Origin of the sequence: Brevibacterium casei CIP 102111 (assembly GCF_900169275.1) — a bacterium.
GTDB classification, from domain to species: domain Bacteria; phylum Actinomycetota; class Actinomycetes; order Actinomycetales; family Brevibacteriaceae; genus Brevibacterium; species Brevibacterium casei.
This window is the reverse complement of record NZ_FXZC01000010.1, coordinates 49,367-64,802: the sequence shown is the minus strand read 5'-3', so window position 1 is coordinate 64,802 and position 15,436 is coordinate 49,367. Positions and strand designations below refer to the sequence as shown.

At 66.7% G+C, this 15,436-nt stretch carries 15 protein-coding genes; 7 read left to right on the top strand and 8 right to left on the bottom strand.

Translation table 11 applies throughout. The features are described from left to right. The 4 genes from nrdI (at position 1) to BC102111_RS16790 (ending at position 3,936) form a co-directional block, all read left to right on the top strand. Positions 1–414, top strand: coding sequence for a class Ib ribonucleoside-diphosphate reductase assembly flavoprotein NrdI (gene nrdI, locus BC102111_RS16805; protein ID WP_009379509.1), 414 nt, complete (start codon positions 1–3; stop codon positions 412–414). Further along, a complete protein-coding gene (gene nrdE, locus BC102111_RS16800) occupies positions 300–2,546 on the top strand; it encodes a class 1b ribonucleoside-diphosphate reductase subunit alpha (RefSeq protein ID WP_179952599.1) in 2,247 nt (748 codons plus the stop codon). Before nrdI ends, nrdE begins: the two co-directional genes overlap by 115 nt. 58 nt (positions 2,547–2,604) lie before the next feature. Continuing rightward, positions 2,605–3,576: a class 1b ribonucleoside-diphosphate reductase subunit beta gene (nrdF, locus tag BC102111_RS16795; RefSeq protein ID WP_009379500.1), complete on the top strand. Its 972-nt coding sequence runs from the start codon at positions 2,605–2,607 to the stop codon at positions 3,574–3,576. 141 nt (positions 3,577–3,717) lie between these two features. Further along, a complete protein-coding gene (locus BC102111_RS16790; protein WP_009379498.1) occupies positions 3,718–3,936 on the top strand; it encodes an Rv3202a family protein in 219 nt (72 codons plus the stop codon). Here the strand turns inward: BC102111_RS16790 and BC102111_RS16785 are convergent. The 7 genes from BC102111_RS16785 to sdhC form a co-directional block, all read right to left on the bottom strand. Next, complete coding sequence (locus tag BC102111_RS16785) at positions 3,927–5,066, bottom strand: FUSC family protein (protein ID WP_009379496.1); 1,140 nt, start codon at positions 5,064–5,066, stop codon at positions 3,927–3,929. The genes BC102111_RS16790 and BC102111_RS16785 overlap by 10 nt on opposite strands. Positions 5,067–5,293: 227 nt before the next feature. Beyond that, entirely contained in the window at positions 5,294–5,458 is a 165-nt protein-coding gene (locus BC102111_RS17855; protein ID WP_156491127.1) for a hypothetical protein, read from the bottom strand. 368 nt (positions 5,459–5,826) lie between these two features. Further along, positions 5,827–7,041, bottom strand: coding sequence for a D-alanyl-D-alanine carboxypeptidase family protein (locus BC102111_RS16780; protein ID WP_009379494.1), 1,215 nt, complete (start codon positions 7,039–7,041; stop codon positions 5,827–5,829). Between the two features lie 160 nt (positions 7,042–7,201). Then, positions 7,202–7,993 (bottom strand): succinate dehydrogenase iron-sulfur subunit, encoded by a 792-nt coding sequence (locus tag BC102111_RS16775; protein WP_009379493.1) that lies wholly within the window; start codon positions 7,991–7,993, stop codon positions 7,202–7,204. Next, positions 7,993–9,753: a succinate dehydrogenase flavoprotein subunit gene (sdhA, locus tag BC102111_RS16770; protein WP_009379491.1), complete on the bottom strand. Its 1,761-nt coding sequence runs from the start codon at positions 9,751–9,753 to the stop codon at positions 7,993–7,995. The genes BC102111_RS16775 and sdhA overlap by 1 nt, the downstream gene beginning before the upstream one ends. A 9-nt stretch (positions 9,754–9,762) precedes the next feature. After that, entirely contained in the window at positions 9,763–10,212 is a 450-nt protein-coding gene (locus tag BC102111_RS16765) for a succinate dehydrogenase hydrophobic membrane anchor subunit (RefSeq protein ID WP_009379489.1), read from the bottom strand. A 1-nt stretch (position 10,213) separates the two neighbouring features. Next, complete coding sequence (gene sdhC, locus BC102111_RS16760; protein ID WP_009379486.1) at positions 10,214–10,591, bottom strand: succinate dehydrogenase, cytochrome b556 subunit; 378 nt, start codon at positions 10,589–10,591, stop codon at positions 10,214–10,216. Positions 10,592–10,861: 270 nt separating this feature from the next. Here sdhC and BC102111_RS16755 point away from each other — a divergent pair, with 270 nt between their 5' ends. After that, positions 10,862–11,971, top strand: coding sequence for a mannose-1-phosphate guanylyltransferase (locus BC102111_RS16755; protein WP_009379484.1), 1,110 nt, complete (start codon positions 10,862–10,864; stop codon positions 11,969–11,971). 3 nt (positions 11,972–11,974) lie between these two features. On the opposite strand, the gene BC102111_RS16750 is transcribed toward BC102111_RS16755, so the two are convergent. Continuing rightward, a complete protein-coding gene (locus BC102111_RS16750) occupies positions 11,975–13,183 on the bottom strand; it encodes a globin domain-containing protein (protein ID WP_009379482.1) in 1,209 nt (402 codons plus the stop codon). Positions 13,184–13,370: 187 nt separating this feature from the next. Here BC102111_RS16750 and BC102111_RS16745 point away from each other — a divergent pair, with 187 nt between their 5' ends. After that, on the top strand, positions 13,371–14,009 hold the full coding sequence (locus BC102111_RS16745) for a helix-turn-helix domain-containing protein (protein ID WP_009379480.1): 639 nt from the start codon (positions 13,371–13,373) through the stop codon (positions 14,007–14,009). A 93-nt stretch (positions 14,010–14,102) separates the two neighbouring features. Continuing rightward, positions 14,103–15,434 carry an amidohydrolase gene (locus BC102111_RS16740; protein WP_009379478.1) on the top strand — a complete coding sequence of 444 codons (1,332 nt, stop codon included), beginning with the start codon at positions 14,103–14,105 and terminating at the stop codon, positions 15,432–15,434. Positions 15,435–15,436 lie beyond the last annotated feature (2 nt).

The window sequence follows — 15,436 nt, the reverse complement described above, 5'->3', positions numbered from 1 at the left end:
ATGCTCGTCGTCTACTACTCCAGCTCGTCCGAGTACACCCACCGCTTCGTGGGCAAGCTCGATCATCCCTCCCGCCGTCTGCCGCTGCTGACGAAGGATGAGACGCTGCTGGTCGACGAGCCTTTCGTGCTCGTCACCCCCACCTACGGTGCCGGTCCCAACCGCGGGGCCGTGCCCAAACAGGTGATCAAGTTCCTCAACATCGAATCGAACCGCCGGCACCTCGTCGGCGTCATCGGCGCCGGAAACACGAACTTCGGAGCCGAATACTGCAAGGCGGCGATCAAGGTCGCCGCGAAATGCCACGTTCCCCTGCTGTACCGCGTCGAACTCCTCGGCACCCCCGAGGAGGTCGCGGATGTGAACCTAGGATTGGACAAACTGTGCGAGAGCTCGCTGAAGACCGCAATGTAGAGGACATCATCCGCGAAGAGACGGACCTCGACTACCATGCGCTCAATGCCATGCTGAATCTCTACGACATGGACGGGCGGATCCAGTTCGAGCGGGACAAACAGGCTGCGCGCCAGTACTTCCTTCAGCACGTCAACAACAACACGGTCTTCTTCCACGATCTCAAGGAGAAGCTCGACTACCTCGTTGAGAAGGACTACTACGAGCCGGAGGTCTTGGAGCAGTACTCCTTCGACTTCATCGAGTCCCTGTCGAAGCGCGCGTACTCGCACAAGTTCCGCTTCCAGACGTTCCTCGGCGCGTTCAAGTTCTACACCTCGTACACGCTCAAGACCTTCGACGGCAAGCGCTACCTCGAGCGCTTCGAGGACCGCGTCGTCATGGTCGCCCTCTTCCTCGCCCGCGGGGACGAGACGCTCGCGACGCAGCTCGTCGACGAGATCATCACCGGCCGCTTCCAGCCGGCCACCCCGACCTTCCTCAACGCCGGGAAGAAGCAGCGCGGCGAGCTCGTCTCGTGCTTCCTCCTGCGCATCGAGGACAACATGGAGTCGATCGGCCGCTCGATCAACTCGGCCCTGCAGCTGTCCAAGCGCGGCGGCGGCGTGGCCTTCAGCCTGACGAACATCCGCGAGTCCGGTGCTCCGATCAAGAAGATCGAGAACCAGTCCTCGGGTGTCATCCCCGTGATGAAGCTGCTCGAGGACTCCTTCTCCTACGCCAACCAGCTCGGTGCGCGTCAGGGCGCGGGCGCGGTCTACATCCACGCCCACCACCCGGACATCTACAGCTTCCTCGACACCAAGCGAGAGAACGCGGATGAGAAGATCCGGATCAAGACCCTCTCGCTCGGCGTCGTCATCCCCGACATCACGTTCGAGCTCGCCAAGCGCAACGAGGACATGTACCTCTTCAGCCCCTACGACGTCGAACGCGTCTACGGGATCCCGTTCTCCGACGTCGACGTCACGGAGAAGTACGAGGAGATGGTCGACAACGCCTCGATCCGGAAGAAGAAGATCAACGCCCGCGAGTTCTTCCAGACGCTCGCGGAGATCCAGTTCGAGTCCGGCTACCCGTACATCATGTTCGAGGACACGGTGAACCGGGCGAACCCGATCGACGGCAAGATCATCATGTCGAACCTCTGCTCGGAGATCCTCCAGGTCTCCGAACCGTCGAAGTACGACGAGGATCTGGGCTACGACGTCGTCGGCAAGGACATCTCGTGCAACCTCGGGTCGCTCAACATCGCCCTGACGATGGACTCCGAGGACTTCGGGCGCACCGTCGAGACCGCGATCCGCGGACTCACCGCCGTCGCCGAGACCTCGGACATCCAGTCGGTGCCCTCGATCGCCCGAGGCAACGACATGTCGCACGCGATCGGGCTCGGCCAGATGAACCTCCACGGCTACCTCGCCCGTGAGCACGTCTACTACGGCTCCGACGAGGGCCTCGACTTCACGAACATGTACTTCTACACCGTCGCCTACCACTGCGTGCGGGCGTCGATGGAGATCGCGAAGGAGCGCGGCTCTGCGTTCGCCGGCTTCGAGCGTTCGAAGTACGCGACCGGTGAGTACTTCGACAAGTACATCGATGAGACATGGGAGCCGCGGACGGCGCGGGTCGCCGAGCTCTTCGCCGAGGCGGGCGTGCACATCCCCACCCAGGACGACTGGCGTGAGCTCAAGGCAGCGGTCGCCGAGCACGGCATCTACAACCAGAACCTCCAGGCCGTGCCGCCGACCGGGTCGATCTCCTACATCAACAACTCGACCTCGTCGATCCACCCGGTGGCCTCGAAGATCGAGATCCGCAAGGAGGGCAAGATCGGGCGCGTCTACTACCCGGCTCCCTTCATGGACAACGACAACCTCGAGTACTACCAGGACGCCTACGAGATCGGCTACGAGAAGATCATCGACACGTACGCCGAGGCGACGAAGCACGTCGACCAGGGCCTGTCCCTGACGCTGTTCTTCATGGACACCGCGACGACGCGCGACATCAACAAGGCACAGATCTACGCGTGGCGCAAGGGCATCAAGACGATCTACTACATCCGCCTGCGTCAGCTCGCGCTGCAGGGCACCGAGGTCGACGGCTGCGTCTCGTGCATGCTGTGACGCCGACCGACCGCTGACACCCCGCTGAACTGACGAACTAAGAAGAGAGAACACCTCCGTGGAAAACCTCACCCTGGCCTCACACGTCGACGCCATCAACTGGAACCGCGTCGTCGATCCGGTCGACGACGACGTCTGGGACCGCCTCACCGGCAACTTCTGGCTGCCGGAGAAGGTGCCGCTGAGCAACGACGTCCCCTCGTGGGCGACGCTGACCGATGAGGAGAAGATGCTGACGATGCGCGTCTTCACCGGGCTGACCCTGCTCGACACGATCCAGGGCACGGTCGGCGCGATCTCGCTCATCCCCGATGCGGTGACCCCGCACGAGGAGGCCGTGCTCACGAACATCGCCTTCATGGAGAGCGTCCACGCGAAGTCGTACTCGTCGATCTTCTCGACCCTGACCTCGACGAAGGAGATCGACGAGGCGTTCCGCTGGTCGCGGGAGAACACGTACCTGCAGCAGAAGGCCGACATCATCCTCAGCTACTACCGGGGTGATGATCCGCTCAAGCGCAAGGTCGCCTCGACGCTGCTCGAGTCGTTCCTCTTCTATTCCGGGTTCTACCTGCCGATGTACTGGTCGTCGCATGCGAAGCTGACGAACACCGCCGACCTCATCCGCCTCATCATCCGCGATGAGGCCGTCCATGGGTACTACATCGGCTACAAGTACCAGCGGGGACTCGAGTCGCAGACCGCGGAGCGCCGTCAGGAGCTCAAGGACTACACGATGAACCTCCTCTTCGAGCTCTACGAGAACGAGGTCTCCTACACCCACGAGCTCTACGATTCGGTGGGACTGGCCGAGGACTGCAAGAAGTTCCTCCACTACAACGCGAACAAGGCGCTGATGAACCTCGGCTACGAGGCGATGTTCCCCAAGGAGGTCACGGACGTCAACCCGGCGATCCTCGCGGCGCTCTCGCCCAACAGCGATGAGAACCACGACTTCTTCTCCGGCTCCGGGTCGTCCTACGTCATCGGCAAGGCCGAGAACACCCAGGACGAGGACTGGGACTTCTGAGTCGCTGACCCTCACAGCAGCGCGCTGCCGACTGGCGGCCCGGTCGATCGACCGGGCCGCCTCTGCTTTCTCCTTGACATGCGCGCCCACGCGGTTACGATCACGAGTACCCCCATGGCCGTCCCGTCTCAAGGAGGAATCGTGAACTCAGTGCAGTCGTTCAGCGAAGTGCCCGAGCCGGACCGGATGGAGCAGGCACAGGACCTCGACGACCCCGAGGGCGTCGTCGGCACGGAGCCCACGGGTGAGGACGCGCAGCCGACCGGATCGTTCCCCGCGGTCCGCGAGGCCGATGGCGCCGATGTGGCCGAACAGTCCGTCGAGGTCGGCCTCGACGACGAGGACCACCCTCAGACGTGAGCCGATTCAGTCGGTGATTCTTCGGCGTCCCGGGCTCGGCGTGCCGAGGCGACATCGTCGACGATGACGGCGATGTGGCGCACGCTCGTGATGAGCGCCCCGTAGAGCGGCCATGCCCGCTGCGGCAGCTCCTCACCGTCCGAGAGCTCCGCGGAGAGCTCGTCGAGGCGGGCGTGGATGGGAGCGACCTCGGCGTCGGGGTCGGCGACCGCCCGGCCGGCGTCGCCGACGATCGCAGCCCAGCGCTCGCGGAAGGTCTCGTCCCAGTCGCCGTCATCGTAGGTCGCTGCGTGGAGAGTGCGCGCAAGGTGGCGGACGTGGGAGACCCCTTCGTCGAGACGCTGGAGGATGTTCTCATAGCTGAGCTCGGCGACCTCCGAGGGCTCGTCGTCGTGCCGACGCAGCACCCGCCGCAGCGACCGCAGTCGGGTCCGGGGATTCGCCCGCCTGGACTCACTCGCCAGGTGTACCGTCTGCCACGCGGCGGAGAGTTCACCGCTCATCGATTCCGTCTCCGCGAACCAGACCCCAGCCCGATCAGTGTCCCAGGACACGGCGAATTCATCACCCATGTTCTCCAGCACCTCGCCGATGCGCCGGTTGACGCTGTCGATGTGCTCCGCCGCCTGCTGGTCGCGCATCGGTGGGACGATGAGGAAGTTCACCCCCACACCGACTCCGACGCCGATCGCGAGCTCGACGATGCGTTCGAGGAGGAACGGCTCCTGACTGTCGAATCCGCTGCCGAGGACGAAGATCGCCGTCGTCGCGATCGCGATGCCCTCCTCCCGGATCCACGGAAGACGGGCGAGGAGGACCCCGACGAGGAGGGCGAAGCCGAACGTCCAGAGGCTCACCCCGAGCCAGTTGCCGATGACGAAGGACATCGCGACCCCGGCGACCGAGGCGACCATCGTCTGCGCTCCGCGTGCGACCGAGCGGTGGATCGTCGCATGGACGGTGAGGAGTGCGGCCCACGGGGCGAGGAACGGCATCTGCGAGTCGAGGACGGCCACCGAAAGCCACCACCCGAGAGTGGCGGCGATGACCGTCTTGGCGACTTGGATGAGATCCGTGACCGTCTCGGGCCGTCGGAGGCGGTCGAGGATCGTTGCGAGAGAGGGTGTCACTAGGGTCGTCCTCGCTTCCTGGAAAGGGATTCTCGTGCCGGTCGAGACGAGTCGTGCGCTCGCCCGAAAAGACAAGGTACCTGTTCATTTTCGGGGACGCAAAGACGCCCGGATCATGATCCTCGAACAAGGAGGCACATGATCCGGGCGTCGTGGTCGGTGCCGGGGGAGCGGGCGCACTGCGTCAGACCCGGCAGTGCGCTGCTCCGCTCCGGCGGAGGCTGCGCTCAGGCAGCCAGCGGCGTGGTCTCACGCAGCGCCGAACCGGTGAACAGGACGGTGCGGCCGGTGGCGTCACTGATCGTGACCTCCCCGTGCTCCGTGCTGATCTGCGGGTCGATGAGGCCGGCATGCTCGACGGCACGCTGGACCCACTGTGGGAACTCAGACATGGGTTCCCCTCCTTTCTGTCGACGACAGGACAGGCAACGACGCCTGGGCCCTGTCGTGTGGTTGATGCGGCGATGGGTGGTCGCCGGTGCTCGGCGATGGGTGGTCGCCGGAAGACGGCAGGATTCCTGCAACGGTCGTCGTCGCATTCTCCTGCGGGGTTCACCGTGATGCGGGTCGATCCCGACGGTGACGGGACTGCACTGCGAAGAGACACGGTGTCCGTGGTGGTTCGTCTCGGTCGGCGGCCGTCATGATCGGCCTGCCGTCTCCGTCGTCGCCCGGCCGATGCATGCCAGGGCGGTCACGGACGCTTCGAGCGCAAGTGACCAGAGTAGACCCTCCAAGCGTCGGGAGTCAAAACGACGCCTCAGCTCAGCGTGCGATGCCGTTTCCGCAGACGCCCCCAGAGCAGGATCGCTGCGATGAGGAGGACGACACCCCCGCCGAGGAGGACGAACGGCAGCACCCCGCCCCACGGAACCGAGGTCTCATTCCCGGCTGCCTCGGCAGACGGCGCGGCATCGGCGTCGGCGGTCCCGCCGGCGTCGCTGCCGCTGCCCGAGGCCGTGGCCGTCGGACTCGGCGTCGCCGCCGGTCCGACCGGCACCGTGGCCAGCGTCTCCGGGTTCGTCTGTGCGAAGTCCCATTCGAGGAGGTCGACGGCGGCCTGCCGGGAGTTGTTCTCCGACCCGAGCAGCGCGGAGACGACCCGTCTGCCGTCGCGTTCGGCCACGGCGATGTAGGAGCCCTTCGCGGCCTTCGTGTACCCGTTCTTCAGCCCGAGGCCGCCCTCGACCTGACCGACGACCTTCGTGTGGTTCTGGATCTCGTAGCCCTTGAACTTCTCCTTCGTCTCCGGGTTCGTCCCACCCGGGAACTTATACGTCTGCGTGCCGATGATCTCCATCAGCCGCTCGTTCTCGGTCACCGCCCAGGCGAGCTTCATCATGTCGGAGACCGTCGTGTACTGGTCGGGGTCGTCGAGGCCGGTGGTGTTGGCCGCGCGCGTGTTCGTCATCCCCAGCGACTTCGCCTTCTCGTTCATCAGCGCCACGGCCTTCTCCTGCCCGCCGGCGGCCCGACCGAGCGCATTGGCCGCATCGTTGGCGCTCGACATGAGCATCGCGTGGAAGAGGGTGTCGACAGTGTACGAGTTCTTCTGCATGAGCCCGACCTTCGTCCCGTCGATCTCCATGTCCTCGAACGTCGCTTCGACCTTCTGCTCGGGGTCATTGAGGACGTCGACGAGCGCGAGCGCCGTGAGCAGCTTGATCGTCGACGCCGGCGCATGCCGGACATCGATGTTCTCGGCCACCTGCAGCTCCCCGGAGTCGAGGTCCCCGACGAGCCATGCGGTGCCGATCGGTGCCGGTGGCTTCGTTCCGTCGCCGAGGTCGGACCGCGTGACGTAGATCTTCTCCCCCTTCTCGGTCGGCTCGGGCTGAGCATGCGAGGTGCCGGGGGAGAGGACGAGCTGTGTGAGGACGAGGAACAGCGTGAGGATCGCGGCGGTGACGGCGCGCGGGCGCGAGGCGGCAAGGACACGCGGGGCGCAGCGAACGGTCGGAGAAGCAGAGCGCATGCCGACCAGTGTACGGATCCTCGGTGTCGCCGATCCTCAGGTTTCGCATCCCCGAAGCGACGGGGAAACCGACGAAGGCGGCCGTGCCTGTGCACGGCCGCCTCGGCGGGGGATCCGGTCGATCCCAGGGGGATCCGACCGATGCCGGATCAGCGCTGGATCAGAACGCGCGCTGGAGGATCGCCTGCTTCACCTCGGCGATGGCCTTGGTGATCTCGATGCCGCGCGGGCAGGCATCGGTGCAGTTGAACGTCGTGCGGCAACGCCACACGCCTTCCTTGTCGTTGAGGATCTCGAGGCGCATGTCGCCACCCTCGTCACGCGAGTCGAAGATGAAGCGGTGCGCGTTGACGATCGCGGCCGGACCGAAGTACTGGCCGTCGGTCCAGAACACGGGGCACGACGAGGTGCACGAAGCACAGAGGATGCACTTCGTCGTGTCGTCGAAGGCCTCGCGCTGCTCAGCAGACTGCAGGCGCTCGCGCGTGGGCTCATGACCGGAGGTGATGAGGAACGGCATGATCTCGCGGTACGACTGGAAGAAGGGCTCCATGTCGACGATGAGGTCCTTCTCGAGCGGAAGGCCCTTGATCGCCTCGACGGTGATGACCTTGTTCGTGTCGAGGTCCTTGAGCAGGGTCTTGCAGGCCAGGCGGTTGCGGCCGTTGATGCGCATGGCATCGGACCCGCACACGCCGTGGGCGCACGAGCGGCGGAAGGACAGCGAACCGTCGATCTCCCACTTGATCTTGTGCAGGGCATCGAGCACACGGTCGGTGCCGTACATCGTGACCTTGTACTCCTCCCAGTGCGGTGCTTCGTCCGTCTCGGGATCGAAGCGGGCGATGCGGAAGGTGCAGTCGAAGGACGGGATCTCTCCCTGGTCTCCGCTCACATGCGAGGGGAGGTCGACCTTCGACGCCGGCTCCGGGGTGGTGGTTTCGGTGCTCATCAGTACTTACGCTCCATCGGCTGGTAACGGGTGACGACGACGGGCTTGGTCTCCAGGCGCATGCCCGGGATCCCTTCGGCCTCCGATTCCGGATCGAGGTACGTCATGGTGTGGTGCATGAAGTTCTCGTCGTCACGGTTCGGGAAGTCCTCGCGGAAGTGACCGCCGCGGGACTCCTTGCGGTGGATCGCTGCCACCGTGATGACCTCGGCGAGTTCGAGCAGGAAGCCGAGCTCGACGGCTTCGAGCAGGTCGAGGTTGTAGCGCTTGCCGCGGTCCTGGATGCCGACGTTGTCGTAGCGGGCACGGAGCTTCTCGATCTCCGCGAGCGCCTCGCGCAGCGTCTCGTCGGTGCGGAACACCTGGACGTTGGCGTCCATGATCTCCTGCAGGTCCTTGCGGATCGCGCCGATGCGCTCGGGTCCGTCGGAGGTCCGCAGGCGCTCGAGCACGGCGACCGTGTCGGCCTGAGGGTCCTCGGGCAGTTCGACCATGTCGGCGCCCTTGGCGTATTCGGCGGCGGCGATGCCCGCACGCTTGCCGAAGACGTTGATGTCGAGCAGGGAGTTCGTGCCCAGGCGGTTCGAGCCGTGGACGGACACGCACGCGCACTCGCCGGCGGCGAAGAGGCCGGGGATGACGGTGTCGTTGTCGGCGAGCACCTCGGAGGCGATGTTCGTCGGAATGCCGCCCATCGCGTAGTGCGCGGTCGGGAAGACCGGCACCGGCTCCGTGTAGGGCTCGACACCGAGGTAGGTGCGGGCGAACTCGGTGATGTCGGGCAGCTTCTCGTCGATGTGCGAGGGCTCGAGGTGGGTGAGGTCGAGGAGGACGTAGTCCTTGTTCGGACCGGCGCCGCGGCCTTCGCGGACCTCGTTGGCCATCGACCGGGCGACGATGTCACGCGGAGCGAGGTCCTTGATCGTCGGGGCGTAGCGCTCCATGAAGCGCTCACCCTCGGAGTTGCGCAGGATCGCACCCTCACCGCGGGCGGCCTCGGACAGGAGGATGCCGAGACCGGCGAGACCTGTCGGGTGGAACTGGAAGAACTCCATGTCCTCGAGCGGGATGCCGCGGTTGTAGGTCACGGCCATGCCGTCGCCGGTGAGCGTGTGGGCGTTCGAGGTGGTCTTGAAGACCTTGCCGACGCCGCCGGTGGCGAAGACGACGGACTTGGCCTGGAAGACGTGGATCTCACCGGTCGCGAGTTCGTAGGCGACGACGCCGGCGGGACGACGGACTCCGTCGACCTCGGTCATGACGAGGTCGAGGACGTAGAACTCGTTGTAGAACTCCACCCCGTGCTTGACACAGTTCTGGTAGAGGGTCTGGAGGATCATGTGGCCGGTGCGGTCGGCGGCGTAGCAGGACCGGCGCACCGGTGCCTTGCCGTGGTCACGGGTGTGACCGCCGAAGCGGCGCTGGTCGATCTTGCCCTCGGGGGTGCGGTTGAACGGCAGCCCCATCTTCTCGAGATCGAGGACGGCGTCGATGGCCTCCTTTGCCATCACCTCGGCGGCATCCTGGTCGACGAGGTAGTCACCGCCCTTGACGGTGTCGAAGGTGTGCCACTCCCAGTTGTCCTCCTCCACGTTCGCCAGGGCCGCGCACATACCGCCCTGGGCGGCGCCGGTGTGGGAACGGGTGGGGTAGAGCTTGGTCAGGACCGCGGTGCGGGCCCGCTGACCCGACTCGATGGCGGCGCGCATGCCAGCGCCACCGGCGCCGACGATGACGACGTCGTAGTGATGTACCTGCATGTTTCTCCTTTAGGCCTGGCAGAACGACGCGAGCAGCGCGGGGTCGGCTCCGGCAGGGCAGGGATCGAAGGTGAAGATGACGAGCGTGCCGAGCACGAGGATGACCGCCGAGGCGATGTAGAGGATGAGCTGGAGGCTCATCCGGGTGCCGGGCTTCTCGGCGTAGTCCATGATGATCGTGCGCAGGCCGTTCGTGCCGTGCAGCATCGCCAGCCAGAGCATGAGGAGGTCCCAGATCTGCCAGAACGGGCTCGCCCACTTGCCGGCGACGAAGCCGAAGTCGATCTGCTGGACGCCTTCGCCGGCCCAGAGGTTGACGAAGAGGTGCCCGAAGATGAGGATGACGAGCACGATGCCCGACAGACGCATGAAGAGCCACGCGAACATCTCGAACTTCGAGCGCGTGGACTTGTGGCGGGAGTAACCGGTGCGGGGCGCCGGAATCGATGTTGTGCTCATATCAGCCTCCGAACGTGTGCATCAGCTGGCGGGGCACGAACGCGACCATGACGATGAGCCAGAGGATCATGACCCCCCAGAACAGCTTCTTCTGGTTCTTCGGTCCGCCCTTGGAGAAGTCGATGAGGATGACGCGCAGGCCGTTGAACGCATGGAAGGCGATCGCGGCGACGAGGGCGATCTCCCCGAAGGCCATGATCGGCGTCTTGTACGTCCCGATGACGGCGTTGTACGCCTCGGGGGAAACGCGAACGAGTGCTGTGTCGAGCACGTGGACCAGCAGGAAGAAGAAGATTCCGACGCCTGTGACGCGATGCGCGACCCAGGACCACATTCCTTCTCCACCGCGGTACAGAGTGCTCGTTGACGCTTGGGCCACGGAGCATCCTCCATCTTGGATGAATCGACGATGTACAACATGAAACTACGCCCAACGCCCCGCAGTTGCCAGTCGGTCCGCCGCTGAGCGGGATGGATCACACCCAGACCCTGGCAGTTCCCTCACAGCGACTGATTCCGCGTGCTGGGACGGCGATTTACCGCATATTCATGTGCGGTAATTCGCGGCCCGGTGCGCTCGGGTTCTCCTCACCCCGACACGGCGGAGAACTTCGCAGAGGCGGTGCCCGGACTCTGAGACACTGAGGGGGTGAACACGCACTTCCACGCCATCATCCCCGCGGGCGGATCCGGAACCCGGCTCTGGCCGCTCTCCCGCAAGGCATCCCCGAAGTTCCTCCACGACGTGCTCGGCACCGGACGCAGCCTTCTCCAGTCGACGTGGGATCGGGTCGCCCCGCTCGTCGGCGATGACAACGTCTGGGTCGTCACCGGTGAGAGCCACCTCGACCAGGTCGCCGAGCAGCTGCCCGAACTGTGCCTGAGCCGCATCGTCGCCGAGCCTTCGCCGAAGGACTCCGCCGCGGCCATCGGATTGGCGACCCTCCTCATCGCGAAGACCGACCCCGAGGCGATCGTCGGCTCGTTCTCCGCGGACCACTCGATCACGAACGTCGACGAATTCCGTTCCGTCATCGAACAGGCCTGCGCAGCCGCGGAGACCGGTGACATCGTGACCGTCGGCATCATGCCCCGGAACCCCGCGACCGCCTACGGCTACATCAAGACCGGCAGTCTGCTCGGCATCCCCGGCGCTCCCACCGCCCGCCGGGCGCTCGCGTTCGCGGAGAAGCCGGCCGCGAGCACGGCCCGCCGCTACGTCGACTCCGGCCGCTACCGCTGGAACGCCGGCATGTTCATCGCCAAGGCCTCGGCCCTCCTCGAGATCCTCCGGACGGAGGACCCGACCCTCTTCGAGGGCCTGTCGCAGATCGCCGAGGCGTGGGACACGGAATCCCGTGACGCCGTGCTCGCCGAGGTGTGGCCGGGCCTGGAGAAGCGCGCCATCGACTACGTCGTCGCCGAACCCGCCGCCGAGGCCGGTCGCGTCATCGTCATCCCCGGCGACTTCGGCTGGGACGACGTCGGCGACTTCGACTCCGTCGCCCGGCTGCGTCAGCCCGTGCCCGGCGAACCGCGCGGGGTCATCTCGATCGGCGGGTCCTGCGACCTCCTCGAAGTCGACGCCTCGGGCGTCGTCTTCTCCGAGCAGCCGCGCACCGTCGCCATCGTCGGACTCGAGGACCTCGTCGTCGTCGACACCGAGGACGTCCTCCTCATCACCTCCCGCTCACATGCCCAGGACGTCAAGAAGGCGGTGTCTCTGGCCGGTGAGCGCGGCCTCGACGACCTGCTCTGAGCCTCACTTCGGGCTCTGCGCCCAGAGGTCGGGTCCGAAGACCTCGTAGTGGATGCGCTCGGCGGGCACGCCTTTGTCGATGAGCGCGAGCCTCGTCGCCTGCATGAACGGCAGGGGACCGCACATGAACACCTCTGCCTCGGCGGGCACGGCGATGCCGCTGAGGTCCATGAAGCCGCTGCGCGCGGGGTGGAGGGTCGGAGCCTCGGTCGCGCCCTCCTCGTACCAGTTGAGCGCCTGCGCATCGGTCATCGCGAGGATCTGCCGGCGCAATCCGGCGTAGAGCGCGTGATGGGCGTGTGAGCGGTCCGCGTGGTAGAGGCGCACCGTGCGGTCGGGCTGGCGCCGCGAGAGGTCCTCCATGATCGCGGCGATCGGGGTGATCCCGATGCCCGCGGAGACGAGGACGAGCGGAGCGTCGGACTCGCCGAGGACGACGTCGCCGGCCGGCTGCGAGAGCTTGAGGACGGTGCCCGGCTCGGCATTGTCGAACAGCCAGCCCGAGACGACACCATCCGGCGCCCCGCCGACGCCGCGGACCCGCTTGATCGTCACCCGCAGCGAGTCCCCACGGGGACCCGAGGAGATCGTGTACTGCCGCGGCTGGGTCGAACCGTCGGGGAGCTCGACGAGGATCGCGACGTACTGACCGGTGCGGTGGCTCGGCACCTCGCCGGAGACGGGGGCGAGCAGGAGGGAGAAGACCTCGTCGGATTCGTCGAAGCGCTCGACGACCCGGTAGTCGCGCCACGGGTGCTCGGGATCCGTGCCGCCCTGCGCGTAGAGCCTCGCCTCCTCGGCGATGAGGGCCGTGGCGAAGAGCCAGTACACCTCGTCCCACGCGGCGGCGACCTCGTCGGTGACGGCATCGCCGAGCACGGTCTTCACCGCGCCGAGCAGGTACTTGCCGACGACGAGGTACTCCGAGGCCCTGATCCCGAGCGAGACGTGCTTGTGGGCGATCCGATTGAGCACCGGGGTGAAGTCGGGGGCGTCGGGGTCGATGAGCTGGACGGCGAAGGCGACGACCGAGGCCGCGAGGGCCTTCGGCTGCTCGCCGACGGCCTGATTGGCGGTGTTGAAGATGTTGAGGAGCTCAGGGTGGGCCTCGAACATCGAGGGGTAGAACACCGAGGTGATCTCGTCGGCGTGCGCGGCGACGACGCCGGCCGTGGCCGCCACGATCTCGTGTGACTGCGGGCTGAGCTGCATGGGGATCCTTCGTCAGGGGGCGGTTCGTTGGCTCCAGGGTGGCAGCGGGGCGCGCAGCATGCTTGGGCTTCGACCGTGTTTATTCGGCCGTGACCGTCCGTTCGGCGCTGTGACCACAGCCGTTGTCCCACTTTTCTACGCGGCGTAGAATAGTGGTGCGTTCGACGCCGAGGAACAGGATGCCGCCATGCCGCGCAGGACCACCGACTACAGAGGACTCACCGAGCCCAACCGAGTGCGCCTCCTCGGCGCCGTCCAGGAGCACCCCGACCGCTCCCTCAAGGAGCTCGCCGAGGCGGTCGGCCTCCACGTCAACACCGTCCGCGACCACCTCGGCGTCCTCATCGCCGAAGGCCTCGTCAGCTCCCGGCCCCGGCCCTGCGGCACCCGCGGCAGACCCCCGACCGTCTACCGGGCCGTCGACGATGCGCAGATGAACCCGGCGGCGCGGAAGCGCATCGATGAGGCCCGCCGCCTCGGTCCGGTGCTGCGGCGGATCGGCATGTCGTGCCGGCCACAGCGGGTGCGCGACCTCGGCGAGGACGCGGGAGACCAGTTCGAGACCCTTCTCGAGCACCTCGACGACTGCGGACTCGAACCCGTCGCCGACGAGACCGAGCTGCGCGTCTCGCTCGCCGCGTGCCCGCACCTCCAGCTCGACGGTGACGAGCGGACCATGGCGTGTGCCGTCCATGCGCGGCTGCTCCGCGACATCCTCGCCCAGGTCCCCGGGCCGCTGACGATCGACGAGGTCGAACCGTTCCTCACCCCGGACTCCTGCGAACTCCGCCTCCTCGCCGCCCGCACGAGCGCCCAGACCGCCTGAGGGGCGCGGCTGGGGAGGGAGCGAAGTCACCGAACGTGTCGAATTTGGTCACGAGGGGTCCAAACCCGCGCGCCAGTGTCTAGCATGGCCTCAATGTCACTCAACCCCGATCCCAGCACAGCGATCCACGACGGAGAGCCTCCCAGCGTCGCAGGCACCCGGTCGCGCGCGAATGCCGCTGGCTCCCAGCAGCGCGTCACCGCCGACGCGACGGCTGCCGCCGACGGCGCCGCAGCGGCGACTCCCGCGAGCGTCATCGCCTCCACGATCGCGGAGATCGGCCCCGAGCTCATCGACTTCCGCCGCGACATCCACTCGCATCCGGAGCTCTCCTTCCGGGAGTCCGCGACGACGGACAAGCTCGTCGCCCGCCTCGAGGCCGCGGGACTGACCCCGGTCCACCTCGAGGGAACAGGGCTGATCTGCGACATCGGTGAGGGACCCATCGCGCTCGCCCTGCGCGCCGACATCGACGCCCTGCCCATCGACGACCTCATCGCCGAGGAGTTCGCCTCGACCGTGCCCGGGGTCGCCCATGCGTGCGGACACGACGTCCACCTCACCGGCCTCCTCGGCGCCGGCATCGCCCTGCAGCGGGCCCACGAGAGCACTCCGGGCGGCCTCGGGGGACGGGTGCGCCTGATCTTTCAGCCGGGCGAGGAGGTCACTCCGGGCGGGGCGCTGCGCGTCATCTCCCAGGGCGTCCTCGACGACGTCCCCGAGATCTACGCCGTCCACTGCGACCCCAACGTCGACGTCGGCCGGATCGGTTCGCGCATCGGGGCGATCACCGCCGCCGGCGACACCGTCCTCATCCGGCTCACCGGCCACGGCGGCCACACCTCGCGGCCCCACCTCACCGAGGACCTCGTCTACGCGCTCGGCAAGCTCGCCACCGACCTGCCCTCGACGCTCGGTCGTCTCATCGACCCCCGGCATGCGATCTCGCTCGTCTGGGGTGAGATCAGCGCCGGCCACGCCGCCAACGTCGTCCCCTCCGAGGGAGTGCTGCGCGGAACCCTGCGGTGCCTCGACGTCGACGGCTGGAACCAGGTCGCCGAGGTGCTGCCCGACCTCGTCGAGCGCATCGCCGGCCCGTACGGGGTCAAGGTCGAACTCGACCACCGCCGCGGCGTCCCCCCGGTCGTCAACACCGAGGACCAGGTCGCGCTCATCGAAGCGGCCGTGCGGGCCGAACTCGGAGAGCACTCCGTGCAGCTGACCCCGCAGTCGATGGGCGGGGAGGACTTCGCGTGGTACCTCACGCACGTTCCCGGGGCGCTCGTGCGCATGGGCACACGCACGCCCGGGGGCACCACCTACGACCTCCATCAGGGCGACCTCCTCATCGACGAGGACAGCGTCGCGATCGCTGCGCGCATCTTCACGGCCACCGCGCTCAGGGTCCTCGACTCGAAGCGGTGAGG